Below are 23953 nucleotides of genomic sequence, written 5' to 3' on the forward strand. Positions count from 1 at the left end.
TAAACGCCCCCGAGGGCACTAGCTCCCACCCCGCCCCCGTTCGGCCCTGGAAGGTCCCCCTCCGGCACGGACCCCAAAGACCCATCGCCGCTTCACGCGCGAGGACCCCATGACACGAGAGGAACACCCCCATGCCCGACTACCCGCGCCCGACCCTGGCCGAGGTGACCGCCGCCGTGCCGGCACCGCTGGCCCACCTGATCTGCACCCGGCTGACCTGGGATGAGCTGGCGGCCACCGTCGCCGGTCAGCCGCCGTCCACCCGTGAGGCCATCGCCACCGGCTGGGGCCAGCTGAAGTTCGCCCAGGCGATGTGGGCGCGCGATCGGGCCCAGCGCCCGGCCCCGCCCCCGCTGCCGGAGCCGCCCGCCGAGTGGCTGACCGTGAAGGAGGCCGCTGACCGGGCGGGCGTCGACGTTTCGACGGCCCGCCGCTGGGCGAAGGACGAGCACGTGGAGGCCCGCCGCGTTCGCGGCACCCATCGCATCAACCCCCGGTCCCTGGCCGAGTACATCGAGGCACGCGGGGGACGCGGCTGAGCGCGCGGCGGGCGGGCCTCTCCGCTCCCGCCCACGAGAGTTGAAATCGAGCGGTCCCGGTACTCCTTTCCGCCGGGGCCGCTCGTTCTCGAATCTCTGAGGAGGACCCATGACCGACCAGAACGCCCGCCTGACCGAGGCCCTTCGAGGTGCCGCCACCCACGATGCCGCCCAGGCTGAGCGCGTGGTGGAGGCACTGGAGGGCCGCACGCCCGCCGCCCCGGCCCCTGACCGGGCCCCCAGCGCCTCGGCCCGTCCGGCTGCTGTGGTGGTCGAGGCTGGCCGCTCCCAGAAGTCCCCGAGCGGGCGACGGCGGGTGCTGATGCGGGTGCGCGAGACCGTCGTGCCCACTCGCACCGGGGGAGCGCAGCTCCTCGGTGACGCCCCTCGTCCCGACCACCGCTGAAGGCAGGCCCCCGCATGAAGACCACGTACAAGACCGCCGCCGCCGCAGTCCAGGCGGCTGCCCGCGCCCAGCGCGCCGCCGAGGAGAGGGAGCGGCAGGCGCAGGAGGCTCAGGCGCGCATCGCCGCTATGGAGTCCGAGTCGGTGGATGCGCTGGTGGCTGACCCGGGTCAGGCCCAGGCCATCACCACCGCCATCGACGCTCAGACCCGTCTCGTCGCCGCGTACCGGGCCAAGGCCGCCCAGCACCGCGCCGAGTCCGCCGAGGCGCTCCGAGCTGCCGCCGGACTCGATGCGGACGAGCTGGCGCGTGCCGCCTCCACCAAGGCCGCCGAGGCCGAGGCCGCCCAGACCCGCATCGACAAGCTCCTGACCGCCCTGGAGGAGTACGCGGGAGCGTCGTTCGAGGTGGCCCCGGCCAGCCGGGACCCCTTCACGGGTGAGGCCACGAGCTGGCCCAACACCGTGGCGGAAGACCTGCAGGACGAGGGGACGCTCCTGCGGGTGCAGGCGTCCTCTTCCCGGTACTACGCCGAGCACGGCTCCGCCCCCCGCACCGCCGAGGACCTGAACGCCCTGGACGGCACCCGCCTCGGCATGTACGACACAGCCGGGGGGCTGCTGAGCCCGTCGGCGCACTGGTCACCGCTGCTCCGAGCCATCGACGCCGGCACCGCCCTGACCGGGGAGGACTGAGCCCGTGCCGTGGGTGAACGGTCAGTGGGTGGACGAGCAGCCGGAGGCGTCCGTCTCCGTGCCGTCCGCCCCGGCCCGTACCCCCTCGGACGTCGAGGGGGCCGCGGACCTGCTGGAGGGGATTCTCGCCGCGCTCCCGGCTGACGAGTCCGACCCCGTAGACGTGAGACTGCGAGCGCGGCTGTACGGCTACGTCGAGGGCGTGCGGGCGGGGGCCGGGCAGTAGTTCAGATGGGGAGTTTTACGAATGGGGGACCCCGTTAGTAAAAATTTGTAGCATGAGCACCCCTCGCCGCGTCATCGGCTACATCCGCGTCAGCACCAACAAGCAGGACATCGGCCCCGAGGTCCAGGTCCGGGACCTCACCCAAGAGGCCGAGGCCCGAGGCTGGGAGCTGGAGCTGCGCCGAGAGGACGCCGCCTCGGCCAAGTCCCTGAAGGGCCGCCCGGTGCTGGCCCAGGCGCTCGCGGACCTGAAGGCGGGCCGGGCCGACGTGCTGGCCGTGAGCAAGCTCGACCGCCTCAGCCGGTCCGTGGCGGACTTCGCCCGCATCCTCGACGACGCCGAGCGCCAGCGCTGGGACGTCGTCTGCCTCGACCTCGGGGTCGATACCACCACCCTCACGGGGCGGGCGATGGCCCAGGTGACGGCCACGTTCGCTGAGATGGAGCGACGGCGCATCGGGGAGCGCACGCGTGCCGCTATGGCCCAGCTCCCGCCCGAGGTGCGCGACCGTATGCGCCGGGGTGGGCGGCCGGTGGCGGTGTCCCCTGACGCGGTCAGCCGGGCCCGCGAGCTGAGGGCGTCGGGCCTGACGTTGTGGGCGGTCTGCGAGCAGCTGACCGCCGAGGGCATCCCCACCGCCACGGGCGGGAAGTGGTGGCCCGCCACCGTCAGCAAGATGCTGGACCGTGCTGAGCGCGAGGCCGCCAAGGCGGTGACTGTCTAACACTCCCTCTCCGTCCCTCTCTTCCCGTCTCCGGCACGTTCAGCCTAGAAACGGGCGCGGGGGTACTTCCGGCCCGCGCTCGCGGGAGAGGGGAGGAGAGGGAGGCGGAGGCCCCTGACCGGGTCAGGGGGCGTCTACGCTGAGGTGCATGGACTGGTGGCATGCGCTCTGGATGTGGGTTGGCTCGGTCCTGGGCGGCTTCACCAACTGGTGGAACACGCTGAACATCGGCAACCTTTCGGAGGCATGGGCCGCAGCCGGGTCGCTGGCCGTCGTGGTCGTGACAGTGACTCTGACACGCCACGAGAACCGCAGGCATCGGCGGTCGGAGCTTGAGGGGCGGCTAGACCGCATCGAGGCGGGGCAGCGAGAGCGGTACGAGCGCATCGAAGCAGTGACCCTCGTGCTGGAGGGCCCCGACGAGTATGGCTGGGTCGACCTCGCCGTGTACAACAAGTCCGCCCGGCCAATCAGCCGGGCTTACTTGGTTCAGTCATCCCCAGATCTGGATCTCGCAGACGTCCCGAAGGACCGACTGGTGTCCGCGGAGTCTGCATTCTGGGTGGGTGTGGTAGCGGCGGGCGAAGCCTTTGAGGAGACCTTCTCCGAGGAGGAGGTCGGCCTCAGTGTTGACGACGGCGTCGCCATGCTGTTTGACGACGTGGACGGCAGCACATGGTGGGTGCACGCAGACGGCGGTCGCCAGCTTGCCTTCGACCTCTCCCTCCACCGCCCCGCTGAGGTGCGACGCCTCAAGCGCGAGCTGGAGAACCTTGACCCGCGACGGGTCCGGTTCCAACGGTGGCGCGAACGTCGGGCAACCAATCGTCGCGCTCGTCGTGCATTGGCGGAACTCAAGCGCAATGGGTACTTGCCCCCTGACTGGAAGATCGGCGACCCGGCCCCGCGAGTTATCCCGGATGGTCCCCCTGACCGGGTCAGTCCTCAGCCCACGCCGCCAGCTCCTCCTGCGACGGATCCTCCAGCGGACCGACCTGATCGGGGTGCCGCCAGCTGAACGTCAGGCGTGACTTGTCCAGGCCGCGCCCGGTCCGCCCTCGGACGACCGTGATGCGCTCTAGGGCGTCGTCCAGCACGGCCCGCTGAGCCTCGACGCCCTCGGCCTCGGCCCACGCCTCAGCGAAGAACCCCGCGTCCTCGTACCGGAGCTCCGTTCTGGGAGCCTCAGCGCGCTTCTCGTCACGCAGGTCCAGCAGGGCGTCCTGCTGCTCCTGGAGGCGGCGTCGAGCGTCACGGTCAGGGGCGTCACGGATCGCGGCGTCGAGCTCGTCCAGCCGGGCTTCGATCTCGGGCAGCACCGCCGCCCCGCTCTCGTAGACCTCCCTGACCGGGGTCCAGCGGACGTGCTCGCCCTTGGCCCAGAGGAACTGCTCGACGACGTAGTCCTGGATGCGGCTGATGGTCTGGTGGCAGCGGGGGCAGGAGTAAGACTCGCGGCCCTGGGTTGTGCCTCGGTGCATGCGGACGGGGTGACCCTCGGAGTCCTCGCAGTGCCCGCACCACACCAGCCCCGACAGCAGGGCTGAGGTCTTAGCGCGGAGGGCGTGGGGCTTGGCCCGGCCAGTGTCGTTGGCGTCCAGCGCGGCCACCATCGCCCGCCACTCGGACGGCGTCATGATCGCTACGGCGGGGTCCACCACCGGCAGGCCGTTCTCGTCACGGAGGACTTCGGAGCCGCGCATCTTGGAGGAGTTGCCGGGGTTGAACGACACCATGCCGGCCAGCACCGGATTCCGTAGGAGCCGCTCCAGCGTCGTGTAGGACCAGCCTGAGCCCTCGCGGCGGCGGGACTGCGAGGCGCGGGGGAGCGGGGCCTCGACCTCGTCCAGCCACTGCACGACGGAGTAGAGGGTGGCCCCACCCCTGACCCGGTCAGCCGCCTCACGGACGTACTCGATGCGCTCAGGGTCCTGCGCGAGGACCTTACCTGCCCCGTCAGGGTTGGGTACCGCGCGCCAGCCGTAGGGCACCGTCCCGCCCGGGAGCCGCCCGTTCTGGAGGAGGTGCCGTCGGGCGGCGGCGACGCGGGAGCTGATGGCCTCGGCTTCCATCTGCGCGAAGCCTGCCAGCACTCCCGCCACGATCTGCCCCACGGTGGAGGACATGTCGAGGTTGTCGCCGATGGACACCAAGGCACGGTCTCGCCCCTGGAGCGTCTTGACGGCGTCCCAGAAGTCAGTGATGCGGCGGGCCACGCGGTCAATCTTCCAGACCACCACGAAGTCGTACGGCTGGTCGTAGCGCAGCAACGCCGACCACCCTGACCGGGCCTCAGGGCTGTTGTGCGTGGCGCTGATGCCCTCGTCCGTGAAGACGGCGGCGACCTCCCAGCCGCGAGCGGCGGCGTACTGCCGGGCGGCTTCGAGCTGACGCTCAATCGAGACGGACTCCTCCGAGGTGACGGAGATACGGGCGTAGATGACGGCGCGGGGAACCATGAGCCGAAGCCTAGCGCTAACGTTGGGGTTCTTTAGCGGGTGCCACCCAGGCGGGCAAGACGACCATGCTCAACTGCTTGGCCGCATCCATCGGTGCGCGTGAGCGGGTCGTCACGGTCGAGGAGATCTTCGAGCTGCGTCTGCCGGTCCGCGATGTGGTGGGGTTGCAGTGTCGTCAGCCGAACCTGGAGGGGCATGGCGAGATCCCGCTGCGCAGGCTCGTCAAGGAGGCGTTGCGCATGCGCCCTGACCGGTTGGTCATCGGGGAGGTGCGTGAGGCCGAGGCGCTCGACATGCTGGTTGCCCTGAACTCGGGTCTGTCAGGAATGTGCACGATCCACGCCAACTCGGCGGCGGATGCGTTGGCGAAACTATGCACGCTGCCGTTGCTCGCCGGGGAGAACATCTCGCGGAATTTCGTCGTTCCGACGGTCGCGGCCTGCGTCGATCTGGTCGTCCACTGCGTGAAGGACCGTCAGGGCCGTCGTCGGGTGCAGGAGATCCTCGCGGTCGGGTCACGAGTGGAAGAGTCCGTGATCGAGACCTCGAGCGTCTTCCGGATGAGTCCGGACGGGGAGCTTGTGGTGAACGCTGCGAGCAGCCTGGAGTTCCCCGCTCTCGCCCGTGCGGGCGTCGACGTCCACCAGCTGTTGGGGGCGGAGCGATGAGTCTGCTCCTTGGACTGTGCCTGGGGGCCGGGCTCTTCTTGGTGTGGTGGTCGTTCTGGGAGCGGCACGACACGAACGCAGCGGCCTCTGTCGGGCGTCGTGCCGGTCGCCTCCAGCGTTTGATCGCCGCCTCCGGTGTACGACGAGTGAGTCCGCTCGGGGTGCTCGCTGCCATGGCGCTGTGTGGGCTCTGCTCGGCCGCTCTGGTGTTTCTCATGACGGCAGCCCTGCCGATTGCCGGCTGTTTCGCTGTGTTCGGCGCGTCGCTGCCCTGGGCCGTGCTCTCCTGGCAGGCGAAGCGCCGGCAACATGTGCTGCGCGAGCTGTGGCCCGATGCCGTCGATCACGTGCGCTCAGCGATCCGCGCCGGACTCACATTGCCCGAAGCGCTCATCCAGCTCGGGGAGTCCGGCCCCGAAGGTCTGCGGGAACCGTTCCGGGAATTCGGCAGGGACTATCGAGCCGGCGCCCGATTCCTCGACGCATTGGAGGCCCTCAAGCTGCGCTTGTCCGACCCGGTGGCTGACCGCCTCGTCAGCGCTCTGCGCATGACCCGTGAGGTCGGTGGCGCCGATATCGGTCAGCTGCTGCAGACGCTGTCCGAGTTCCTGCGGCAGGACGCGCGGGTGCGCTCCGAGCTCGAGGCGCGACAGTCCTGGACGGTCAATGCCGCACGTCTGGCCGTCGCCGCCCCGTGGATCGTGCTGTTGCTGCTCGGCACCCAGCCCATGGCGGTCGAGGCGTATCGGAGCGCGGCCGGAGCCGGTCTGTTGATGACCGGCCTGGCAGTCTCCGTGATCTGCTATCAGATCATGCTCCGCATCGGCGCTCTGCCCGCGGACGAGCGGGTGATCGCATGAACGCCGCACTCGTCCTCGGCGCGCTGGTCGGCTGCCTGCTCGGCGCGGGCCTGGCCCTGATCGTGCACGCGGCGCCGTTGGGCTGGCGGCCGACATTGGAACAGCGCATCGCACCACAGATGAGGACGCACCGACCGCCGTCGTCGCTGCTGCGCGAAGAGATGACGGCCGGTCCATGGACCTCACTGATCCGCATCCTCGGGCCGGTGGTCAGTCTCGGCACCGAGTCGCTGCAGAGGTTCCAGCCCGGACACGAAGCCCTGCGCCGCCGTCTGGAAGCCGCCGGCTCGGACGCCAGTGTGTCTGACTACCGGGCGCAGCAGGTCATCTGCGCGGTGCTCGGAGCCTCGCTCGGAGTGGTGCTTGCCGTCGTCCTGGTTTCTCGTGCCCAGGCGCACCCCGTCCTGGCCGTTGCGCTCGTGGCCATGCTCACGGTGTGCGGCGTGTTGGCGCGTGACTCGATGCTTTCCACCGCGGTGGGCCGACGCCGCCAGCGTGTGCTGGGCGAGTTCCCGTCCATCGCGGAGCTCTTCGCGCTCTCGGTGAGCGCGGGGGAATCGACCCCGGGAGCGCTCGAGAGGATCGCCACCACGACCCGAGGCGAACTCTCCCGCGAGTTCGCCAGAACACTGGCCGACATCCGCGCCGGATCTTCTCTGGCCCACGCCCTGCACGCGTGCGGCCGCCGTCTGCAGGTGCCCGCCGTCGAGAGATTCATCGACGGCGTCGTCGTCGCGCTCGAGCGGGGGACCCCGCTCGCGGACGTCGTGCGCGCCCAGGCCCAAGACGTCCGTGAGCTGTCGAAACGGGAGCTCATGGAAGCCGCCGGACGCAAAGAGGTGCACATGCTCGTGCCCCTCGTGTTCGGCATCCTGCCGCTGACCGTGGTCTTCGCGGTCTTCCCCGGCATCGCCCTGATGGACATGGGGTTCTGAGCAGTGCACAAGACTCGTCCATCGTCATCCACCACCAGATCATCACTCGAGACCAGTCACAGAGGGGAACACTCATGAACGTCAAGCACCAGACCGCCGTCCTGTACTCCGTCCTGATCACCGCCGTGACCGCCCTCCGGGAGGACACCCGAGACGACCGTGGCGACGTGCCCGGCTGGGTCATGATCACGCTGATGTCCGCGGTCCTCGTGGCGGCCCTGCTTGCCGTGGCCAGCCCGGCGTTGAGCGCATTGTTCAACGAGGCCATCAGCAAGGTCCGTACGGCCGGCTGAGCATGGTGCAACGGGTGCGTGCGCGTGTGGGGGCAGCCTGGCGGAACGACGCCGGTTCGGCCGTGGCCGAGTCCTCGATGGTCTACGCCCTGTTGGCCCTGTTGTTCTTCACCGTGCTGCAGGGCGGGCTCATCGTCCACACGCGCAACGTGCTCATCGACGCGGCGAGTGCGGGGGCGCGTTTCGGCGCCCTCGCCGACCGCACCCCGGCAGACGGTGCCGAACGCACCGCAGAGGTCATCGCCGCCACCGTCCCGGGTCAGTCCGGTGCCACGGTGTCCGGGACGGTGCAGGACCGCCCCGATGGCCCAGTCGTCGTGGTGACGGTCCGAACGCAGCTGCCCGCGCTCGGGTTCCTGCCCGGGCCCGTCGATCTGGAGGTGCATGGTCATGCCTTCCAGCAGTGATCGAGACGGACAGGGCGCTCGCCGACCAGGATGGATCCGCGGGACCGGCGACACCGCTGACAGTTCGTACACCCATGACGCTGAATCCGGGTCCGCGACCGTGGAGTTCCTCGGCCTCGCCCTGGTTCTGATGATCCCGCTGATCTACCTGATGGTGTTCGTCTCCCAGGTCCAGGCCGCTGCCCTCGGGGCCGTGGCGGCCGCGGAGCAGGCGGCGCAGGCCACCGCGGCGATCGATGCGGCTCGCGGGGCCCGTAGCGCCGTGGCCGGGGCGCGCCTGACACTCGGCGACTACGGGTTCGACGCCCACGCGGTCACCGTGGACCTGGCCTGCAGCGACGGAGGCTGCGGCAGTCTCGAACCCGAAGAGATCGTCCGTTCCCGAGTCGAGGTGTCGGTGCCGCTCCCACTCATTCACACCCTGACCGGCACCGACGCCTCACCGGTGACCATCTCCGCGGAGGCCCAGCAGCGCGTGCCGCGTCACTGACCAGAGCGCGCAGGAGAGAACCTCGAATGCATCGTCACCTGCTCACCCCCTCACGACAGCCCGTTCGCGCACACGGCCACCTGCCTCGTCATCGCCTCGCGATGCTCGGGCGCCGCACGCTCCGGCTCAACGACGAACAGGGGCAGACGACCGTGCTCACGATCGGCCTGACCGCCATCGTGGTGGCCCTGTTGGTCGTCATGCTCGCCGTCACCACCGTGACCACACAGGCGCGTCGGCTGCAGGCGCTCGCTGACGGAGCCGCCCGGACCGGGGCAGCCGAGGCGATCGGCGCGGTCGACGAGGAGAGCCTCGACGTCGACCCGGCAGATGTGGACCACGCCGTCGCCACCTACCTCACGGACGTCGACGCGATCGGCTTCCTGCCCGGCCTCGGCGGCGTCGAGGCTCGGGTCCTCGATGACGGTGCGAGCACCGTCGAGGTGCACCTGCGTGCAGAGGTCTCCCTGATGCCGCCCGGCGGAGCCTTCGCCGACACTGTGCCGCTGAGCGTCCCGATCTCCGCGACCGGCGACGCCCGCCCGACGGTGCGCCGGTGAGCCTCCGGGGTGGGGAGCGAGCGCCAGCCCATGACCGGGGCCCTATCCGACCCCGCTTCACCCCTGCCAGGCCCGCCGGGCACCCCGCGCGGTAGACTCGCCCCACCATGGCTGACACAGACTTCTCCGCAGAGATCGAGTCTCTGCGACACACCCTGAACTCGATCGAGCAGGTGTCCGACCTCGACAAGATCAAGGCCGACATCGCGAAGCTGGAGCAGCAGGCCTCCGCCCCCGACCTCTGGGACGACCCCGAGGCCGCGCAGAAGGTCACCTCCAAGCTCTCCCACCGGCAGTCCGAGCTGAACCGCATGAAGAAGCTCGCCGACCGCATCGACGACCTCGAGACCACCGTCGAGCTCGCCGTCGAAGAGGACGAACCCTCCCTGCTCGAGGAGGCCGAAACCGAGCGCAAGGCGATCGAGAAGGCCCTCAAGGACCTCGAGGTCGTCACCCTGCTCTCCGGCGAATACGACCCGCGCGAGGCCGTCGTCACCATCCGCGCCGGCGCCGGCGGCGTCGACGCCGCGGACTTCGCCGAGACCCTCATGCGCATGTACCTGCGCTGGGCCGAGCAGCGCGGCTGGTCCACCAAGGTCATGGACACCTCCTACGCGGAGGAGGCCGGCCTCAAGTCCGCCACCTTCGAGGTCAACGCCCCGTTCGCCTTCGGCACCCTCTCCGTCGAGGCCGGCACGCACCGCCTGGTGCGCATCAGCCCCTTCGACAACCAGGGCCGCCGCCAGACCTCCTTCGCCGCCGTCGAGGTCGTCCCGCTCATCGAGGCCGACGACTCGATCGAGATCCCCGAGAACGAGCTGAAGATCGACGTCTTCCGCTCCTCCGGACCCGGCGGGCAGTCCGTGAACACCACGGACTCCGCCGTGCGCATGACGCACATCCCGACCGGCATTGTCGTCTCGATGCAGAACGAGAAGTCGCAGATCCAGAACCGCGCCGCCGCCCTCCGCGTGCTCCAGTCCCGCCTGCTGCTGCAGCGCAAGGCCGAGGCCGACGCGAAGAAGAAGGAGATGGCCGGCGACGTCAAGGCGTCCTGGGGCGACCAGATGCGCTCCTACGTGCTGAACCCCTACCAGATGGTCAAGGACCTGCGCACCAACCACGAGGAGGGCAACCCCTCCGCCGTGTTCGACGGTGCGATCGACGAGTTCATCGACGCGGGCATCCGCTGGCGCGCCTCGGTCGCCAAGGAGAAGCGCGACGAGGCCGCCGAGAACGCCGCGGACTGAGCGTGCCGGGTCCGCAGACTGGCACCGACGTGCCTGACCGGCGCGGTCCCGTCGTGACGGCCGAGGACGTGGTCCCCGCGCCCGCGGCCACCGTCTTCGCGCTGCTCGCGGACCCGGCCACACACCCACGGATCGACGACGGAGCCAACGTCGCCGCGCCCGTCGCCCCCGCCCCGATCACCGCGGTGGGACAGACCTTCTGCATGGACAATGCCAACGGCGTGCGCGTCGAATGCATCGTGCGTCGCCTGGAACCGGGCCGGGTGATCGCGTGGGAGCCCGGCCGCATGGGTGAGCGCCCCAGTGGGCAGCTGTGGACCTGGGAGCTGGCCCCCGACGGCGACGCCACGCGCGTCCGCCTGACCTATGACGCCTCGGGCCTGGACCGGGCAGACCGGAAGCGCCTGGCGCGTGCCCACGCCCTGAAGCCCGAACGTCTGGCCGGCTCGATCAGACGTCTGGCCGCGCTCGCAGCCGCCGCAACACGCTGATCAAGGACGCCGTTCCGAGTCCACCCGCGCGCCGACCCTGACCCCGCAGATCACCACCGACGGGCGTCGTCCGCAGCCTCCGCTGCGGGCGGCGCCCGTCGTCTGTCCGGTTCGTCCCGTCCCACGGTGGCCGAAGCGTGATCCAGGTCATACACTGGGCCGCAGTGACCTGGTTCATCGTCGTTAACTGAGTTCCTCCGAGCTCACGACCGCCCGTCTGACCAGCGCGAGGGCAGACTCCCGCCCCGCGCGGAAGTGGAGACCACCGTGACCGAGCAGACCCTCCCCTCGCCGCAGCCGACCGACGCCGTCATCGTCGGCGGCGCCCGCACCCCCTTCACACGCCTACTGGGGCAGCAGGCCTCCCTCTCGGCCGTCGACCTCGGGGCCCACGCCATCCGCCACGCCCTGCAGCGCGCAGACGTCGCCGCCGAGCAGGTGGACACCGTGATCATGGGCCAGGTCGTCCAGGCCGGACAGGGGCAGAACCCCGCCCGTCAGTCCGCGCTCGCCGCCGGCCTGCCCTGGACCGTGCCGGCCATGACGATCAACAAGGTCTGCCTCTCCGGTCTCACCGCGGTCATCGACGCCGCCCGCCTCGTCCGGCTCGGCGACGCCCAGGTCGTCGTCGCCGGCGGACAGGAGTCCATGACCAACGCCCCGCACCTGCTGGTCGGCGCGCGCAAGGGCTACAAGTACGGCCCGACCACGGTGCTCGACTCGGTCGCCTACGACGGCCTCACCGATGCCCTGACCAAGGAAGCCATGGGCGAGCTGACCGAGTCCGGCAACGCCGAGCGCAGCCTCGACCGGGCCGCCCAGGACGAGTTCGCCGCGGCCTCGCATCAGCGCGCCGCCGCGGCCCGATCCGCGGGGATCTTCGAGGGGGAGATCGCCCCGATCGAGATTCCGCAGCGCAAGGCAGAGCCGATCACCGTCGCCGACGACGAGGGCGTCCGCGAGGACACCACCGCGGAGTCCCTCGCGGCGCTGCGCCCGGCGTTCGCGAAGGACGGCACGATCACCGCCGGCAACGCCTCGCCGCTCTCCGACGGTGCTGCCGCCGTCGTGGTGACCTCCCGCGCCTACGCCGAGGAGCAGGGCCTGGAGATCGTCGCGACGATCGGCGCGGCCGGACAGACCGCCGGTCCGAAGGACTCACAGCTGCACTCGCAGCCCTCCGACGCGATCTCCGCGGCCCTGGCTCGCCAGGGCTGGGACGCGACGGACCTGGACTTCCTTGAGATCAACGAGGCGTTCGCGGCCGTGGGCCTGCAGTCCCTCACGGACCTGGACTACCCGGCGCAGCGGTGCAACATCCACGGCGGCGCGATCGCCCTGGGGCACCCGATCGGCGCCTCGGGCGCCCGCCTGGCCCTGCACGCCGCGCTCGAACTGGGCCGCCGCGGCTCCGGGCGCAGCGCCGTCGCCCTGTGCGGCGGCGGTGGTCAGGGCGAGGCCCTGGTCCTGTTCCGCTGAGCCGTACACACCGACCCCACCCGTGACGAAAGGACCAGCATGAGCCTGGACAAAACCGTCGCCACGGCCGCCGAGGCGGTCGCGGACATCCACTCGGGAGCCTCCCTCGCCGTCGGCGGCTTCGGCCTCTCCGGCAACCCGATCCAGCTGATCGAGGCCCTCCACGCCCAGGGTGCCGACGAACTCTCCATCGTCTCCAACAACTGCGGCGTCGACGACTGGGGGCTGGGCATTCTGCTGACCGCCCAGCGCCTGGCGAAGATGACCAGCTCCTATGTGGGCGAGAACAAGGAGTTCGCCCGCCAGTACCTCGAAGGTGAGCTCGAGGTCGAGTTGGTCCCGCAGGGCACCCTCGCCGAGAAGCTGCGCGCCGGCGGTGCCGGCATCCCCGCCTTCTACACCCGCTCTGGAGTCGGCACCCAGGTCGCCGAGGGCGGGCTGCCCATGCGCTACGACGCCGAGGGCAACGTCGTGAAGGCCTCTGCGCCCAAGCCCACGGCTCCGTTCGTGCTCGGCGCCGGCTACCGGACCGGGACGGAGGACCAGACGCCGGAGACGTACGTCCTGGAGTCCTCGATCGTCACGGACTTCTCGCTCGTGCACGCCTGGAAGGGCGACCGGCACGGCAACCTGGTGTTCCGCAAGGCCACCCGTCAGTTTGCCCCGCCGGCCGCGATGGCCGGGCGGGTCTGCATCGCTCAGGTCGAGCAGCTGGTGGAGCCCGGCGAGATCGATCCGGACGACGTCCACCTGCCCGGGGTCTTTGTGCACCGTGTCGTTGAGGTCGGCACGGACATCGAGAAGCGGATCGAGAAGCGCACCGTCCGTGCGGCGGGGGAGGAGCAGGCATGAGCGAGCAGACGACCGAACGTCCGCAGGGACTGAGCCGGGACCAGATGGCCGCTCGGGCGGCCATCGAACTGCCGGACGGGGCGTACGTGAACCTGGGCATCGGCATGCCCACCCTGATCCCGAACCACATCCCGGCCGGGCGGTCCGTGGTGCTGCAGTCCGAGAACGGGATCCTCGGCACCGGCCCGTACCCGACCGAGGAAGACGTGGACCCGGATTTGATCAACGCCGGAAAGGAGACCGTCACGGTCAACCCCGGCGCCTGCTTCTTCGACTCCGCGCTGAGCTTCGGGATGATCCGCGGCGGCAAGATCGACGTCGCCGTGCTCGGCGGCATGGAGGTCTCCGCCGCCGGGGACCTGGCCAACTGGATGGTGCCCGGCAAGATGGTCAAGGGCATGGGCGGGGCCATGGACCTGGTGCACGGCGCGGGTCGGGTCATCGTGATGATGGACCACGTCGCCAAGGACGGCACCGCGAAGATCGTCGAGTCCTGTACTCTGCCGCTGACCGGCCGGTCCGTGGTGGACCGGATCATCACGGACCTGGCCGTGATCGACGTCGTCGGCACCCCCGAGCGGCCGCGACTGCGGCTGGTGGAGACGGCGCCCGGCATCACGCAGGCGCAGGTCCGCGCCCTCACCGGGGCCCCGTTGGAGTGAGCCCGGGCCGCCGCGGGGCGGAAGCGGTAGCATGGACGGTCGCGCCTTCTCGGGCGCGGCCGTTCGGCGTCCGAGCAGGTGCGACGACGACCGGGCACGACGAGCGAGAGGAGCGCCCACGATGGGCAAGAACGCGAAGGGCAAGGCCCCCAAGCAGCCGGCCCCGGGCGAGCGCGTCGTCATCGCCACCAACCGCAAGGCCCGCCACGACTACACGATCCTCGACACCTACGAGGCCGGCATGGTCCTGCAGGGCACCGAGGTGAAGTCCCTGCGCGAGGGCAAGGCCTCGCTCGTCGACGGCTTCGCGGTGTTCTACCGGGACGAGCTGTGGCTCGAGCAGGTGTACATCCCCGAGTACCTCAACGGCTCCTGGACCAATCACGCGGCGCGCCGCCGCCGCAAGCTGCTGCTGCATCGTCAGGAGCTGACCAGGATCAGCCGGCAGATCCAGGACCCGGGCCTGACGATCGTCCCGCTGAGCCTGTATTTCAAGGACGGTCGCGTCAAAGTCGAGATCGGCGTCGCCCGCGGCAACAAGGACTACGACAAGCGCCAGAAGCTGCGCGAGAAGCAGGACAACCGCGAGGCGCAGCGTGCCCTGCGTGCACGCAATCGGCGAGCAGGGGTGGCCTGAGTACTTCTCCGTGGTAAAGTTGGGTACTCGCCTCGCAGGGTCAGGTTCTGCGACGCACCGCCCCTCACGGGCGAACAGTGGTGATTGACAACCTCATAGAGGGAGTCGACCCCGACACACGGGGCCGATCGGTTTCGACGATGCACGTCGCGACAGGGGAAGCGGGCCGAGGATGCAGAGTCATCTCGAAAACGCTCTCTGCACACCAATAAGTGCCGAATCTAAGCGCACTGACTTCGCTCTCGCTGCCTGATCAGTGATCGAGTCCGTCAGCCCGGGGTCGCTATCGCCCCGGATCCTGGCGTCAGCTAGATAGCCACTGGGCGTCACCCCTGCCGGGGGTCGTGGCGCCGACATCAATCCGGCTGGGCCCGGGTTGTCCGCCCGTCTGCGGGACGGACAGGGCCGAGCAACACCCGCAGCAGACTGCGCCCGGAGAAGCCCTGACAACACTGCATCGGACGCGGGTTCAATTCCCGCCGGCTCCACCGACCTCGTCGACCGCGAGGCACAGGACCCCGGTCCCTCTCACGAGGGGCCGGGGTCCTGTGCTGTGTTGGCTTCCTCGTGCGTGACTCACGCGTTCCGGCAGCGCCCGGGTCCGTGCTTTCCCCGCGCAGGGGGAGGAGACTGAAGGTGCCCCCACACAAGGAACGCACAGCAGGAGGATCCTCACATGAGCACCATGCGCGCCGCTCGTTTCCATGCCCAGAAGGACATCCGCGTCGACGAGGTACCGGTGCCGACACCGGGCAACGGCCAGGTGCTGATCGACGTGGCCTGGTGCGGCATCTGCGGCACCGACCTACACGAGTACCTCGAGGGCCCGATCTTCATCCCGCAGTGCGGGCACCCGCATCCGATCTCCGGCGAGGAGCCGCCGGTCGTCATGGGGCACGAGTTCTCCGGCGTCGTCGCCGCGCTCGGTGAGGGAGTCACGGACCTCGAGGTGGGGGACCACGTCGTGATCGAGCCGTACATCATCCGCCCGGACGTGAACACCGGCCCGAACTCGAAGACATACCACCTCTCGCAGGACATGAACTTCATCGGCCTCGGCGGCCACGGCGGCGGCCTTGCCGAGAAGATCGCCGTCGACCGCCGCTGGGCCCACAAGATCTCCAAGGACGTGCCCCTGGACGAGGCCGCTCTGCTCGAGCCGCTCACCGTCGGCTTCCACGCCGTCGAGCGCTCCGACGTGCAGCACGGAGACGTGGCTCTCATCGGCGGCGCGGGCCCGATCGGCCTGCTCACCGCGGCCGTGCTCAAAGCGCAGGGCGTGACCGTCGTGATGTCCGAGCTGTCTGCGCTACGCCGTCAGAAGGCGATCGAGTCCGGTGTCGCGGACCACGCGTTTGACCCGCGCGAGACCGATGTGGTCGAGGAGGTGAAGAAGCTTACCGACGGCCGCGGCGCCGACGTCGCGTTCGAGTGCACCTCGGTGCAGGTCGTGCTCGACACCCTCATGGACGCGGTCAGGCCACGCGGCGTGATCGTCGTCGTCTCCATCTGGGGCCACCGCTCGGACTTCGACATCCACAAGCTCGTGATGAAGGAGATCGACCTGCGCGGCACGATCGCCTACGTCAACAACCATCCGGCCACGATCGAGCTGCTCGAGTCCGGCAAGATCGACCTGAAGCCGTTCATCACCGGCAGGACCGGTCTGGACGGGCTCGTCGACGAGGGGTTCGACACCCTCATCCACCGCAACGAGACCGCCGTGAAGATCCTCGTCTCCCCGTCGGGCGAGGGCCTCTGACGCCCAGCTGACACGGGCCTGGCCGGTGAACATGGACCCCGTCGATGCTGCGTGCGTCGGCGGGGTTTCGTGCGAGGGGCGATACCCTCGAGGTTTGTCGACGGGACGTTCCCGGGAGCCGAAGGACGGGAGGGCAGGCATGGCACGTGTGAAGACGATGACGCGGCGGCGGTTCGCGCGGCTTTCGGAGGAGGAGCTGGTGGCGGCGGTGCCGTTCCGGGTGAAGGTGGCCTGGACCGGCTGGTGGCTGGGGTTGGCGATCTTCGTTGGTGGGGCGTGGTTCTTCGCGTGGGTGTTGTTCTTCTCGGAGGGGGAGGCGACGCCGATGGGGCAGATGTACAAGGCGTTGATGTGGGTCGGGTTGCCGGTGTGTCTGTTCTTTCTGCCGGTGTATGTGGTCGGGTGTCTGTTTCCTCGGCATCTGACGGTGACGGAGGAGGGGCTCTCGACGCGGTGGTGGTCGGTGAGCTGGTTGCAGGTCGAGCAGATCGGGTACACAGGCGAGGTTGCCCCGGGTAAGGTGCAGGTGTTGTTCCGGGTGAGTCCGCAGTTGTGGGAGTCGGGGCTGCGGGAAGCGAACCGGTGGGACTCAGGGATGCCGTTCGGTGGCGGCGGGTTGACGCGGGCCCGGCCCTGGGTCAGGACTCAGCGGAATCTGCTGCCCTTTGTTGTCGATCTAGGCGATCTCTTCCAGGTGCTGCATCATCGTGCGTGGCAGAGGGCTGGCCATGAGGGTGGGTATGGAGACGGTTACCCGGTGGTTCCGGACGGTCGTCGTGCGGTGGCCCCGAACACGCCGGCCGAGGACGAGGAGCCCGCCCCAGGAAGGTGCTAGCGATGCTCGGGCCTCCGTGCTGGGCGCCGGCCGCGCAGGGAGCTCAACCGGCAACCAGGAGGACACCGAGGGTCGCCGCCGCCATACCGCACAGCAGGTGGAGGGGCCACAGGAGCAGGGCCTTCCCGACCCGCCCGTCCAGCACGTGTTCGGCGGCATCAGCGGCGACGGTGGAGAACGTGCCCAGCGCAAGCACGAATGCCACCCCCGCGGTCAGCACCGCCGGCGCCCACACCGGCGAGGGAGAGCTTGTCCACACAGTGACGCCGGTGACGACCCCGGCCAGGAAGGAGGCCGCCGTGTTGGCGGTCAGAACGCCCCAGGTGCCCAGCCGCTGATCGAGCAGGAACCGCAGGGCGACGCCGACTGCGGCCCCGACCGTCGCCAGGGTGACCACGAGCGCGAACATGCCGGCACTCATCCGGTCGCCTCATGGACGTCGTCGACCTCAGCCGTCCGGTCAGCCGCATCGGCGCGGTGTGACGACCGGCCCCGGCCGATCAGCAGTCCAACGCCGGCGGCCACCGTGCCCACGAGCGCCATGGCCGCTGCTGTCACCGCGAGCAGTCCCGCCCCCGCGCCGAAGAGCACCCACCATTCGGCCGGATCGTCACGGCTCGCGACGGTCAGGGCCAGCATCTCGCCCGCCGGTGCGGTCGCCGCAGCGAACGAGGTGAACGAACCCAGGAACCCGGTGCCGACCGCCGGCAGGAGGCGCGGATCCCAGGGGCGGGACCGCCGCCGGGCCCGACTGGCACGGCCTCGGAGCAGTCCCAGGAGGAACGACCCCGCCGTGTTCAGGACCCCTGCCAGGCTCAGCGCAGCCAGGGTCGCCTGCGGGTCGAACGCCCCGGAGGGGCCAATGTGCCCCAGCAGAACTGCGCTGATCGTCAGGGCGGTCATCGAACCGGCCACGCCGCCGAGGACGACCCACGGCAGGAGTCTGAGGATGTGCCCGCCTGCGGAAGGTGTGGCGTTCATGCGCCGGCGCCGCCGAGCCGGGCGAGCAGTTGGTCGTGCAGACGCCCGTTCGTCACCAGGGCGTTGCCGCCGAACGGGCCCTCCTCGCCGTCGAGGGAGGTGAACCGGCCGCCGGCCTCGCGCACGATCGGCACGAGCGCCGCCATGTCGTGCACCTCGAGCTCCGGCTCGCACGCGATGTCCACGGCACCCTCGGCGACCAGCATGTAGGACCAGAAGTCCCCGAAGCCGCGCACCCGCCACACGTCCGAGGTCAGCTCGAGGAATTCGCGGATCTGTCCGCGCTCGCGCCAGCCTTCGAGCGAGGAGAACGACAGGGACGCGTCGCCCAGCTCAGCGACCTCCGACACCTGGATCCGTGAGGCCCGGATCAGCGAAGTGCCGGTGTAGGCGCCCTGCCCGGTCGCGGCCCACCAGCGGCGGTTCAGCGCGGGGGCGGAGACGACGCCGACGACGGGCTCGCCGTTGTCGACGAGGGCGATCAGGGTCGCCCACACCGGCACGCCCCGCACGAAGTTCTTCGTCCCGTCGATCGGGTCGATCACCCACGTGCGCCCCGAGCGGCCCGCGGTCTCACCGAACTCCTCGCCGAGGATCCCGTCGCGGGCACGCGCCCGGGACAGTGAGGAGCGGATGACCTCCTCGGCTGCGCGGTCGGCGTCGGTGACCGGCGTCAGGTCCGGCTTCTGGGTGACCTCCAGGTCGAGCGCCTTGAACCGGGCCATCGTGATCGAGTCGACGTTGTCGGCCAGCATGTGCGCGAGCCGCAGGTCGTCCGTGTGGTCTTTCGACCGGGTCTCGGAGCTGTCCATGAGCCCCACGCTATACCGAGCCCGCGCCGACGCGGCGCGCCGTCACGGGGTGTCGTCGTCTGCCGCGGAGGCGGGGGTGGCGCCCGGATCGACCCGGTTGGCCAGCAGCCGACGCAGGGACGAGAGCCGCTCGGCGCCCGCGGCCCCGGCTCGGCCCGCGGCGACCCACGGGTCCAGTCCGCAGTCCCCGTCGTCGCTGAGGTGCTGGCAGCCGCGCTCGCAGTCGGCCAGGCCGCCGGCCAGCTCACCGAACGCCTCCACCACGCGGTCCGGCTCGACCCAGCCCAGACCGAAGGACCGGATGCCCGGGGTGTCGACCACCCAGGTCTCCGGCACTGGGTCTCCGTGTGCGTCGCGCAGCCGCACCGCCAAGGCCGAGGACGAGGTGTGCCGGCCCCGGCCGGTCACGGCGTTCACGTGCCCGGTCGCCCGCTCCGCCCCGGTCAGTGCGTTCAGCAGCGTGGACTTGCCCACGCCCGAGGGACCGACGAACGCCGCGGTGTGCCCGGTCAGACGCGCGGCGACCCGGTCCACGAGCGCGGCGTCGAGGGACGTGTCCCCGGAGCCCGGCTCGAACTCTGCCGCGCCCGAGGTGATCACCTCCAGGTCCAGGTCCGCGTAGTGGCGCACCAGCTCGGTCGGGTCCTTCAGATCGGTCTTCGTGATCAGCAGCAGTGGGTGGATGCCCGCGTCATAGCAGGCGACCAGGGCCCGGTCGATGAAGCCGGTGCGCGGCTCGGGGTTCGCCGCGGCGACCATGATCACCAGCGTGTCCGCGTTGGCCACCACCACGCGCTCGACCGCGTCTGTGTCGTCGGCCGAACGGCGCAGCACCGTGTGGCGCTGTTCGACCCGCACGATCCGCCCGAGCGTGCCCTCGGCGCCGGAGATGTCACCGACGACGGCCACCTCGTCACCCGTGGCGATCGGGGTGCGGCGCAGCTCGCGGGCGCGCATGGCCGTCAGCGGCGCCTCCTGCCCGTCGAGCACGACGCGGTACCGGCCCCGGTCCACGGTCACGACGCGGCCCACGTGCGCGTCCTCGTGCTTCGGTCGCTCCTTCGTGCGCGGGCGCGATCCCTTCTTGGACGGGCGGGTGCGCACGTCCGACTCGTCCCAGACGTGGGGGTCCACTCTGCGGCCCATCAGCGGCGCGGCTCCTTCGTCGTCGGCGGCGTCGGGTCCACCAGGCGGGTCCACCGCGCGGGGAAGTCCGGCATCGTCTTGGCCGTGGTGCCGACGTCCACGACGTGCGTGCCAGGGACGGCCAGTCCGAGGATCGCCGCGAACGTGGCCATGCGGTGGTCGCGGTAGGTCTGTGCGGTCGCCGGGCGCGGGGCCCCGCTGACGCGCGTTCCCGGGAAGTCCAACCGGTCGGCGCCCTCACGCACCGACACGCCGAAGCGGGCCGCCTCGGCGGCGAGCGCCGCCAGCCGGTCCGTCTCGTGACCGCGCAGGTGCCCGATCCCGGTCAGCGATGTCGGGCCCTCGGCCAGCAAGGCGAGGGCGGCGACGGTCGGGGCGAGCTCGGCGGTGTCCGCCAGCTCTCCGGCCCCGCGCAGTCGCGGACGGCCGGCCGCGTCGACCGGGCCGTGGACCGTCAGCACGCCCGTGGCGTCGGTGACCGTGTGCTCGACGCGCGCTCCGAACGCTTCGAGGATCGCGGGCCAGCGTGCGCCGATCTGCGTTGTCGCGGAGGGCCAGTTCGGCACACTCACCCGGCCCCCAGTCACGGCCGCGGCCGCGAGGAACACTCCGGCGTTGGACAGGTCCGGCTCGATCACGCGTTCGCCGGGCTGCTCGGCTCCGTCGGAGCCGGGCGGCCGCGCGGTGGTGCTGCCGGATTCGACCGGACGTGCTGCGGCTGTGCAGCAGAGGCGCCAGGTCTGCCCGTCCGGCTGGGTGGTGGTGATGCCGTGCTCGGCGAGCAGCCGTACCGTCATGGCGACGTGTTCCGGGCTGGGCACCCGCGCGCCGGTGTGCCGCAGCGTGAGCCCGCCGGGCAGTCGCCACCCGGACAGCAGCGCCCCGGAGAGGAACTGGGAGGAGGCCGAGGCGTCGATCGCGACCTCGGCGGGGCCGGTGGCCGAGGCATCACGATGCGGCACCACAAGCGTGAGGGGGAGCCGCCCGGGCTCGCCGAGCTCGGCGACCTGGACCCCGAGCTGGCGCAGTGCCGAGACCGTCGCTCCCATCGGCCGCGCCCGTGCCTCCGGGTCCCCGTCGATGTGGACGACCCCGGGACGCAGCGCCGCGACGAACGGCACGAAGCGCATGACGGTGCCGGCCAATCCGCAGTCGATGTGCACTTCGTGAGGCAGCGGTGCGCCTACCGGCAGGCCGTGCACGCGCAGCGCGCCGTCGGTCAGCTCCGCGAACCGGGCGCCGAGGGTCTCGAGGGCGGCCCGCATCAGGTCCGCGTCCCGGCTGCGCAGGGCACCGCGCAGGACGGTGGGCCCGTCGGTGAGCGCGGCGAGCACCAGATGCCGGTTCGTCAGCGACTTCGACCCGGGTACTCGCACCGAGCCGACGACGCGGCCCGGGGCGGTCGGCGCCGGCCACGGATCGGGCAGGGTGCCGCCCACGGCGACGGCGGAATGGTTCTCGGGCACGGGCTCAACATTACCCAGGCCCGTGCGGCCGAGACGTCCGGCAGAGGCCTCCGGCTGAACCGCTCGGCGCATCCGCTCGGCCGATCCGTTCGGCCGCCTCGACCGTGTGCAGGCCGATGCGGGTCATGCGCAGGCGACGGGAATAGCGCGCCGCGACTCGGTGCTGTACCCGGCATCGCGAGGCGACCGCCCGCGACGGTCGGGACCCGCGCCCGGCTGGACCATGCACCACCGACTCGTGCACCACGAGGGAGAGGAGGCCGGGATGCCGACCTGCGCCGCGCCCGTCCGGACGCTGTCGTCCGCCTCGCCCGTAGACTGGCCGATGATGAGCATGCAGAGTCCGGGCCCCCACATTGAGCGACCCGCCCACGCTCCCGAACACGACCGCGCCGACATCGATGTGGCCGCCGAGACCGATGCCGACCGTCGGGTCCGGTTCGAGCGCGACGCCCTCGAGTTCGTCGACCAGCTCTATTCGGCCGCGCTGCGGATGACCCGCAACGCCCAGGACGCCGAGGACCTCGTCCAGGAGGCCTACACCAAGGCCTATTCGTCCTTCCATCAGTACCGGCCCGGCACGAACCTCAAGGCGTGGCTCTACCGGATCCTGACGAACACGTACATCAACCTGTACCGCAAGCGGCAACGCGAGCCGCAGCAAGCGGACACGGACACCGTCGAGGACTGGCAGATGGCCCGGGCGGCCGAGCACACCTCCACCGGGCTGCGCTCGGCCGAGAACGAGGCGCTCGACCACCTGCCGGACTCCGAGGTCAAGGCGGCCCTGCAGTCCATCCCGGAGGAGTTTCGCCTCGCGGTGTACTTCGCCGATGTGGAGGGCTACGCCTACAAGGAGATCGCCGAGATCCTCGACGTGCCGATCGGCACCGTGATGTCCCGGCTGCACCGCGGCCGCAAGCAGCTGCGTGAGAAGCTGGCCGCCTACGCCGCCGAGCGTGGCATGGGACCGATGGCCGCCGGCAGGAGCGACGCCGAGATCGGGACGGGGCCCGCGTCTGGCAAGAGCGACACGAAGCAGAAGGCCTCTGCCACGAGGTCCCCGGCGAAGCAGACGAAGGAGCAGACGCGATGAACCGCACCGACTGTTGTGATTCGCTCGGCGACGACCACCTGCGCCGGATCTACGAGTATCTGGACGGGGCACTGAGCGCGGAGCAGCTCGAAGCCGTGCGCGAGCACCTGCGGCACTGCCCGACCTGTGCCCGGCAGCGCGAGCTCGAGGAGCTGATCCGCGCCCGGGTGCGCCGGTGCTGCCAGGAGAAGGCGCCCGAGCAGCTGCGCGCGAGCATCCGCATGCGCCTGACGCAGGTGCGCATCACCGATGTGAGCTGAGCACCCCTCGTGCGGCCCTGGACGCCGCGCCCGACGCGGTGTTTCGGGACGTCCGGGGCCGCGGACATGACGAAGGGCCGACACCCTCCGGGTGTCGGCCCTTCGCGTCTGCGGCAGAGTCGCCTCGACGCCCGAGCGGGCGGGGCGGGCGACGCAACGCGCTGAGTGATCAGGCGTTGGGGCGCTTGCCGTGGTTCGCGCCCTTCTTACGACGATCGCGGCGCTTGCGGCCTCGCTTGCTCATCGCGCCACCTCCTTCTGGTGTTGGAAACACCCCATTCTGTCACATCCTGCAGGCGGACCGACCGTGCCGGGGTCGGCTCGAGCGGATCAGGCGGTGGGCTCGGGCACGCCGAGCCACTGGTACCAGCCGCGGTGCAGAACGAGCCAGGCGATGAGCCCGTGTCCGGCCTGGCCGGGCACCCCCTGGCCGGCGGCCAGGTCCGAGCGCCACTGCTCGTGCGAGCGCAGGGGCGTGAACGCGTCCACGTAGAGGTGATTGCGCCGGGCCGCGACATCCGCGTAGGCGGCGTTCAGCTCGGCCAGGCGGTCGTTGCGTTCGTCGTCCAGGCCCGGGGTGGGGCCGACGACCAGCACCGGGATCGAGCGCTGCGACGCGGTGTCCAGCACGTTCGCGAGGTTCAGCCGGGAACGAGCCGACGAGGAGGCATCGACGTCGAGGTCGGCGTCGGACAGGGCCACGACGAGCCGGTTCTCCACGTCGGACGAGAAGCGGCGGGAGGCCTCGGCCCACCACCGCTCGCCGAGCTCTTCGGTGGTCTCATGCGGCACGGCGAGCACGTAGTTCTCGATGCTCACCTGCGGCGCCGACGTGCGGGCGAGCACGCGGCCCCACCAGCCGATCGCACGGGGGTCCCCGGCGCCGGCCAGCAGGTGGTCGCCGACGGCGGCGATCCGGATCTGGCGAGTGTCCACTGACAGGTCCTTTCGGTGGGGCGGTG

General features: G+C 70.7%; 30 protein-coding genes, 1 other RNA gene and 1 pseudogene. 24 read left to right on the top strand and 8 right to left on the bottom strand.

Annotated features, from left to right (window positions below; all coding sequences use genetic code 11):
- Positions 1-131 precede the first annotated feature (131 nt).
- The 6 genes from HDA30_RS01985 (at position 132) to HDA30_RS02010 (ending at position 3608) form a co-directional block, all read left to right on the top strand.
- Entirely contained in the window at positions 132-539 is a 408-nt protein-coding gene (locus HDA30_RS01985; protein ID WP_184240959.1) for a helix-turn-helix domain-containing protein, read from the top strand.
- A 109-nt stretch (positions 540-648) separates the two neighbouring features.
- The gene (locus HDA30_RS01990) at positions 649-945 is read left to right on the top strand and encodes a hypothetical protein (protein ID WP_184240960.1); all 297 of its coding nucleotides are present in this window, start codon (positions 649-651) and stop codon (positions 943-945) included.
- A gap of 14 nt (positions 946-959) precedes the next feature.
- Positions 960-1640: a hypothetical protein gene (locus HDA30_RS01995; protein WP_184240961.1), complete on the top strand. Its 681-nt coding sequence runs from the start codon at positions 960-962 to the stop codon at positions 1638-1640.
- 4 nt (positions 1641-1644) lie between these two features.
- Positions 1645-1866, top strand: coding sequence for a hypothetical protein (locus HDA30_RS02000; protein ID WP_184240962.1), 222 nt, complete (start codon positions 1645-1647; stop codon positions 1864-1866).
- Between the two features lie 52 nt (positions 1867-1918).
- Positions 1919-2590, top strand: coding sequence for a recombinase family protein (locus tag HDA30_RS02005; RefSeq protein WP_184240963.1), 672 nt, complete (start codon positions 1919-1921; stop codon positions 2588-2590).
- Between the two features lie 148 nt (positions 2591-2738).
- Positions 2739-3608, top strand: coding sequence for a hypothetical protein (locus tag HDA30_RS02010; RefSeq protein WP_184240964.1), 870 nt, complete (start codon positions 2739-2741; stop codon positions 3606-3608).
- Here the strand turns inward: HDA30_RS02010 and HDA30_RS02015 are convergent.
- Positions 3529-5049 (bottom strand): recombinase family protein, encoded by a 1521-nt coding sequence (locus HDA30_RS02015; RefSeq protein WP_184240965.1) that lies wholly within the window; start codon positions 5047-5049, stop codon positions 3529-3531. The two genes, HDA30_RS02010 and HDA30_RS02015, sit on opposite strands and share 80 nt — an antisense overlap.
- Before the next feature lie 32 nt (positions 5050-5081).
- On the opposite strand from HDA30_RS02015, the pseudogene HDA30_RS02020 reads away from it, so the two are divergent.
- The 16 genes and pseudogenes from HDA30_RS02020 to HDA30_RS02095 all read left to right on the top strand — a co-directional run.
- Positions 5082-5717 (top strand): annotated as a pseudogene (locus HDA30_RS02020) (TadA family conjugal transfer-associated ATPase); the annotation flags it as partial.
- The gene (locus tag HDA30_RS02025; RefSeq protein ID WP_158495604.1) at positions 5714-6577 is read left to right on the top strand and encodes a type II secretion system F family protein; all 864 of its coding nucleotides are present in this window, start codon (positions 5714-5716) and stop codon (positions 6575-6577) included. The pseudogene HDA30_RS02020 and the gene HDA30_RS02025, both read left to right, overlap by 4 nt.
- Positions 6574-7512 (top strand): type II secretion system F family protein, encoded by a 939-nt coding sequence (locus HDA30_RS02030; protein WP_158495605.1) that lies wholly within the window; start codon positions 6574-6576, stop codon positions 7510-7512. The genes HDA30_RS02025 and HDA30_RS02030 overlap by 4 nt, the downstream gene beginning before the upstream one ends.
- Positions 7513-7586: 74 nt before the next feature.
- Entirely contained in the window at positions 7587-7805 is a 219-nt protein-coding gene (locus HDA30_RS02035; RefSeq protein ID WP_158495606.1) for a hypothetical protein, read from the top strand.
- Positions 7806-7819: 14 nt separating this feature from the next.
- Positions 7820-8212 (top strand): TadE/TadG family type IV pilus assembly protein, encoded by a 393-nt coding sequence (locus HDA30_RS02040; protein ID WP_262337678.1) that lies wholly within the window; start codon positions 7820-7822, stop codon positions 8210-8212.
- Positions 8196-8702 (top strand): hypothetical protein, encoded by a 507-nt coding sequence (locus HDA30_RS02045; protein WP_184240966.1) that lies wholly within the window; start codon positions 8196-8198, stop codon positions 8700-8702. The genes HDA30_RS02040 and HDA30_RS02045 overlap by 17 nt, the downstream gene beginning before the upstream one ends.
- A gap of 26 nt (positions 8703-8728) precedes the next feature.
- Positions 8729-9262: a pilus assembly protein TadG-related protein gene (locus tag HDA30_RS02050; RefSeq protein ID WP_246418677.1), complete on the top strand. Its 534-nt coding sequence runs from the start codon at positions 8729-8731 to the stop codon at positions 9260-9262.
- Positions 9263-9369: 107 nt separating this feature from the next.
- Positions 9370-10512 carry a peptide chain release factor 2 gene (prfB, locus tag HDA30_RS02055; RefSeq protein WP_158495608.1) on the top strand — a complete coding sequence of 381 codons (1143 nt, stop codon included), beginning with the start codon at positions 9370-9372 and terminating at the stop codon, positions 10510-10512.
- A gap of 29 nt (positions 10513-10541) precedes the next feature.
- Positions 10542-11003, top strand: coding sequence for an SRPBCC family protein (locus HDA30_RS02060; protein ID WP_184240967.1), 462 nt, complete (start codon positions 10542-10544; stop codon positions 11001-11003).
- Positions 11004-11270: 267 nt separating this feature from the next.
- On the top strand, positions 11271-12482 hold the full coding sequence (locus HDA30_RS02065) for an acetyl-CoA C-acyltransferase (protein ID WP_184240968.1): 1212 nt from the start codon (positions 11271-11273) through the stop codon (positions 12480-12482).
- A 39-nt stretch (positions 12483-12521) separates the two neighbouring features.
- Complete coding sequence (locus HDA30_RS02070; RefSeq protein WP_184240969.1) at positions 12522-13334, top strand: CoA transferase subunit A; 813 nt, start codon at positions 12522-12524, stop codon at positions 13332-13334.
- Positions 13331-13996, top strand: coding sequence for a 3-oxoacid CoA-transferase subunit B (locus tag HDA30_RS02075; RefSeq protein ID WP_184240970.1), 666 nt, complete (start codon positions 13331-13333; stop codon positions 13994-13996). Before HDA30_RS02070 ends, HDA30_RS02075 begins: the two co-directional genes overlap by 4 nt.
- A gap of 121 nt (positions 13997-14117) precedes the next feature.
- Positions 14118-14633: an SsrA-binding protein SmpB gene (smpB, locus tag HDA30_RS02080; RefSeq protein ID WP_184240971.1), complete on the top strand. Its 516-nt coding sequence runs from the start codon at positions 14118-14120 to the stop codon at positions 14631-14633.
- 120 nt (positions 14634-14753) lie between these two features.
- Positions 14754-15124, top strand: a transfer-messenger RNA (tmRNA) gene (gene ssrA / locus HDA30_RS02085).
- 194 nt (positions 15125-15318) lie between these two features.
- Positions 15319-16395 (top strand): 2,3-butanediol dehydrogenase, encoded by a 1077-nt coding sequence (locus HDA30_RS02090; protein WP_184242267.1) that lies wholly within the window; start codon positions 15319-15321, stop codon positions 16393-16395.
- A 139-nt stretch (positions 16396-16534) separates the two neighbouring features.
- On the top strand, positions 16535-17230 hold the full coding sequence (locus HDA30_RS02095; RefSeq protein ID WP_184240972.1) for a hypothetical protein: 696 nt from the start codon (positions 16535-16537) through the stop codon (positions 17228-17230).
- 43 nt (positions 17231-17273) lie between these two features.
- On the opposite strand, the gene HDA30_RS02100 is transcribed toward HDA30_RS02095, so the two are convergent.
- From HDA30_RS02100 to aroA, 5 genes are read right to left on the bottom strand one after another with little or no spacing between them, the layout of a single operon-like run.
- Positions 17274-17651, bottom strand: a complete 378-nt coding sequence (locus tag HDA30_RS02100; protein WP_184240973.1) for a CrcB family protein — start codon at positions 17649-17651, stop codon at positions 17274-17276.
- Positions 17648-18211, bottom strand: a complete 564-nt coding sequence (locus tag HDA30_RS02105) for a CrcB family protein (protein WP_184240974.1) — start codon at positions 18209-18211, stop codon at positions 17648-17650. Before HDA30_RS02105 ends, HDA30_RS02100 begins: the two co-directional genes overlap by 4 nt.
- The gene (hisN, locus tag HDA30_RS02110) at positions 18208-19023 is read right to left on the bottom strand and encodes a histidinol-phosphatase (protein ID WP_184240975.1); all 816 of its coding nucleotides are present in this window, start codon (positions 19021-19023) and stop codon (positions 18208-18210) included. Before hisN ends, HDA30_RS02105 begins: the two co-directional genes overlap by 4 nt.
- Before the next feature lie 42 nt (positions 19024-19065).
- Positions 19066-20169, bottom strand: coding sequence for a ribosome small subunit-dependent GTPase A (gene rsgA, locus HDA30_RS02115; RefSeq protein ID WP_184240976.1), 1104 nt, complete (start codon positions 20167-20169; stop codon positions 19066-19068).
- Positions 20169-21635: a 3-phosphoshikimate 1-carboxyvinyltransferase gene (gene aroA / locus HDA30_RS02120; protein WP_343059266.1), complete on the bottom strand. Its 1467-nt coding sequence runs from the start codon at positions 21633-21635 to the stop codon at positions 20169-20171. Before aroA ends, rsgA begins: the two co-directional genes overlap by 1 nt.
- Positions 21636-21969: 334 nt before the next feature.
- Here aroA and HDA30_RS02125 point away from each other — a divergent pair, with 334 nt between their 5' ends.
- Both HDA30_RS02125 and rsrA read left to right on the top strand, forming a co-directional pair.
- Positions 21970-22731 (top strand): sigma-70 family RNA polymerase sigma factor, encoded by a 762-nt coding sequence (locus HDA30_RS02125; RefSeq protein ID WP_184242269.1) that lies wholly within the window; start codon positions 21970-21972, stop codon positions 22729-22731.
- Positions 22728-22991: a mycothiol system anti-sigma-R factor gene (rsrA, locus tag HDA30_RS02130; protein WP_158495623.1), complete on the top strand. Its 264-nt coding sequence runs from the start codon at positions 22728-22730 to the stop codon at positions 22989-22991. The genes HDA30_RS02125 and rsrA overlap by 4 nt, the downstream gene beginning before the upstream one ends.
- A 169-nt stretch (positions 22992-23160) precedes the next feature.
- Here the strand turns inward: rsrA and HDA30_RS10805 are convergent, their stop codons facing one another.
- Both HDA30_RS10805 and HDA30_RS02135 read right to left on the bottom strand, forming a co-directional pair.
- Positions 23161-23235 (bottom strand): 50S ribosomal protein bL37, encoded by a 75-nt coding sequence (locus tag HDA30_RS10805; protein WP_145493031.1) that lies wholly within the window; start codon positions 23233-23235, stop codon positions 23161-23163.
- A gap of 86 nt (positions 23236-23321) precedes the next feature.
- Positions 23322-23927 (bottom strand): GDSL-type esterase/lipase family protein, encoded by a 606-nt coding sequence (locus HDA30_RS02135; RefSeq protein WP_184240978.1) that lies wholly within the window; start codon positions 23925-23927, stop codon positions 23322-23324.
- Positions 23928-23953: the final 26 nt, after the last annotated feature.

The organism is Micrococcus cohnii (assembly GCF_014205175.1).
Taxonomy (GTDB): Bacteria; Actinomycetota; Actinomycetes; order Actinomycetales; family Micrococcaceae; genus Micrococcus; species Micrococcus cohnii.

Excerpts from the sequence above, each read along its gene's own strand:
- HDA30_RS01985 (WP_184240959.1), top strand. The coding sequence starts at position 132 with ATGCCCGACTACCCGCGCCCGACCCTGGCCGAGGTGACCGCCGCCGTG.
- HDA30_RS01990 (WP_184240960.1), top strand. The coding sequence starts at position 649 with ATGACCGACCAGAACGCCCGCCTGACCGAGGCCCTTCGAGGTGCCGCC.
- HDA30_RS01995 (WP_184240961.1), top strand. The coding sequence starts at position 960 with ATGAAGACCACGTACAAGACCGCCGCCGCCGCAGTCCAGGCGGCTGCC.
- HDA30_RS02005 (WP_184240963.1), top strand. The coding sequence starts at position 1,919 with ATGAGCACCCCTCGCCGCGTCATCGGCTACATCCGCGTCAGCACCAAC.
- HDA30_RS02010 (WP_184240964.1), top strand. The coding sequence starts at position 2,739 with ATGGACTGGTGGCATGCGCTCTGGATGTGGGTTGGCTCGGTCCTGGGC.
- HDA30_RS02015 (WP_184240965.1), bottom strand. The coding sequence starts at position 5,049 with ATGGTTCCCCGCGCCGTCATCTACGCCCGTATCTCCGTCACCTCGGAG.
- HDA30_RS02025 (WP_158495604.1), top strand. The coding sequence starts at position 5,714 with ATGAGTCTGCTCCTTGGACTGTGCCTGGGGGCCGGGCTCTTCTTGGTG.
- HDA30_RS02030 (WP_158495605.1), top strand. The coding sequence starts at position 6,574 with ATGAACGCCGCACTCGTCCTCGGCGCGCTGGTCGGCTGCCTGCTCGGC.
- HDA30_RS02035 (WP_158495606.1), top strand. The coding sequence starts at position 7,587 with ATGAACGTCAAGCACCAGACCGCCGTCCTGTACTCCGTCCTGATCACC.
- HDA30_RS02045 (WP_184240966.1), top strand. The coding sequence starts at position 8,196 with ATGCCTTCCAGCAGTGATCGAGACGGACAGGGCGCTCGCCGACCAGGA.
- HDA30_RS02050 (WP_246418677.1), top strand. The coding sequence starts at position 8,729 with ATGCATCGTCACCTGCTCACCCCCTCACGACAGCCCGTTCGCGCACAC.
- prfB (WP_158495608.1), top strand. The coding sequence starts at position 9,370 with ATGGCTGACACAGACTTCTCCGCAGAGATCGAGTCTCTGCGACACACC.
- HDA30_RS02070 (WP_184240969.1), top strand. The coding sequence starts at position 12,522 with ATGAGCCTGGACAAAACCGTCGCCACGGCCGCCGAGGCGGTCGCGGAC.
- HDA30_RS02075 (WP_184240970.1), top strand. The coding sequence starts at position 13,331 with ATGAGCGAGCAGACGACCGAACGTCCGCAGGGACTGAGCCGGGACCAG.
- smpB (WP_184240971.1), top strand. The coding sequence starts at position 14,118 with ATGGGCAAGAACGCGAAGGGCAAGGCCCCCAAGCAGCCGGCCCCGGGC.
- HDA30_RS02090 (WP_184242267.1), top strand. The coding sequence starts at position 15,319 with ATGCGCGCCGCTCGTTTCCATGCCCAGAAGGACATCCGCGTCGACGAG.
- HDA30_RS02095 (WP_184240972.1), top strand. The coding sequence starts at position 16,535 with ATGGCACGTGTGAAGACGATGACGCGGCGGCGGTTCGCGCGGCTTTCG.
- HDA30_RS02100 (WP_184240973.1), bottom strand. The coding sequence starts at position 17,651 with ATGAGTGCCGGCATGTTCGCGCTCGTGGTCACCCTGGCGACGGTCGGG.
- HDA30_RS02105 (WP_184240974.1), bottom strand. The coding sequence starts at position 18,211 with ATGAACGCCACACCTTCCGCAGGCGGGCACATCCTCAGACTCCTGCCG.
- hisN (WP_184240975.1), bottom strand. The coding sequence starts at position 19,023 with ATGGACAGCTCCGAGACCCGGTCGAAAGACCACACGGACGACCTGCGG.
- rsgA (WP_184240976.1), bottom strand. The coding sequence starts at position 20,169 with ATGGGCCGCAGAGTGGACCCCCACGTCTGGGACGAGTCGGACGTGCGC.
- HDA30_RS02125 (WP_184242269.1), top strand. The coding sequence starts at position 21,970 with ATGCAGAGTCCGGGCCCCCACATTGAGCGACCCGCCCACGCTCCCGAA.
- rsrA (WP_158495623.1), top strand. The coding sequence starts at position 22,728 with ATGAACCGCACCGACTGTTGTGATTCGCTCGGCGACGACCACCTGCGC.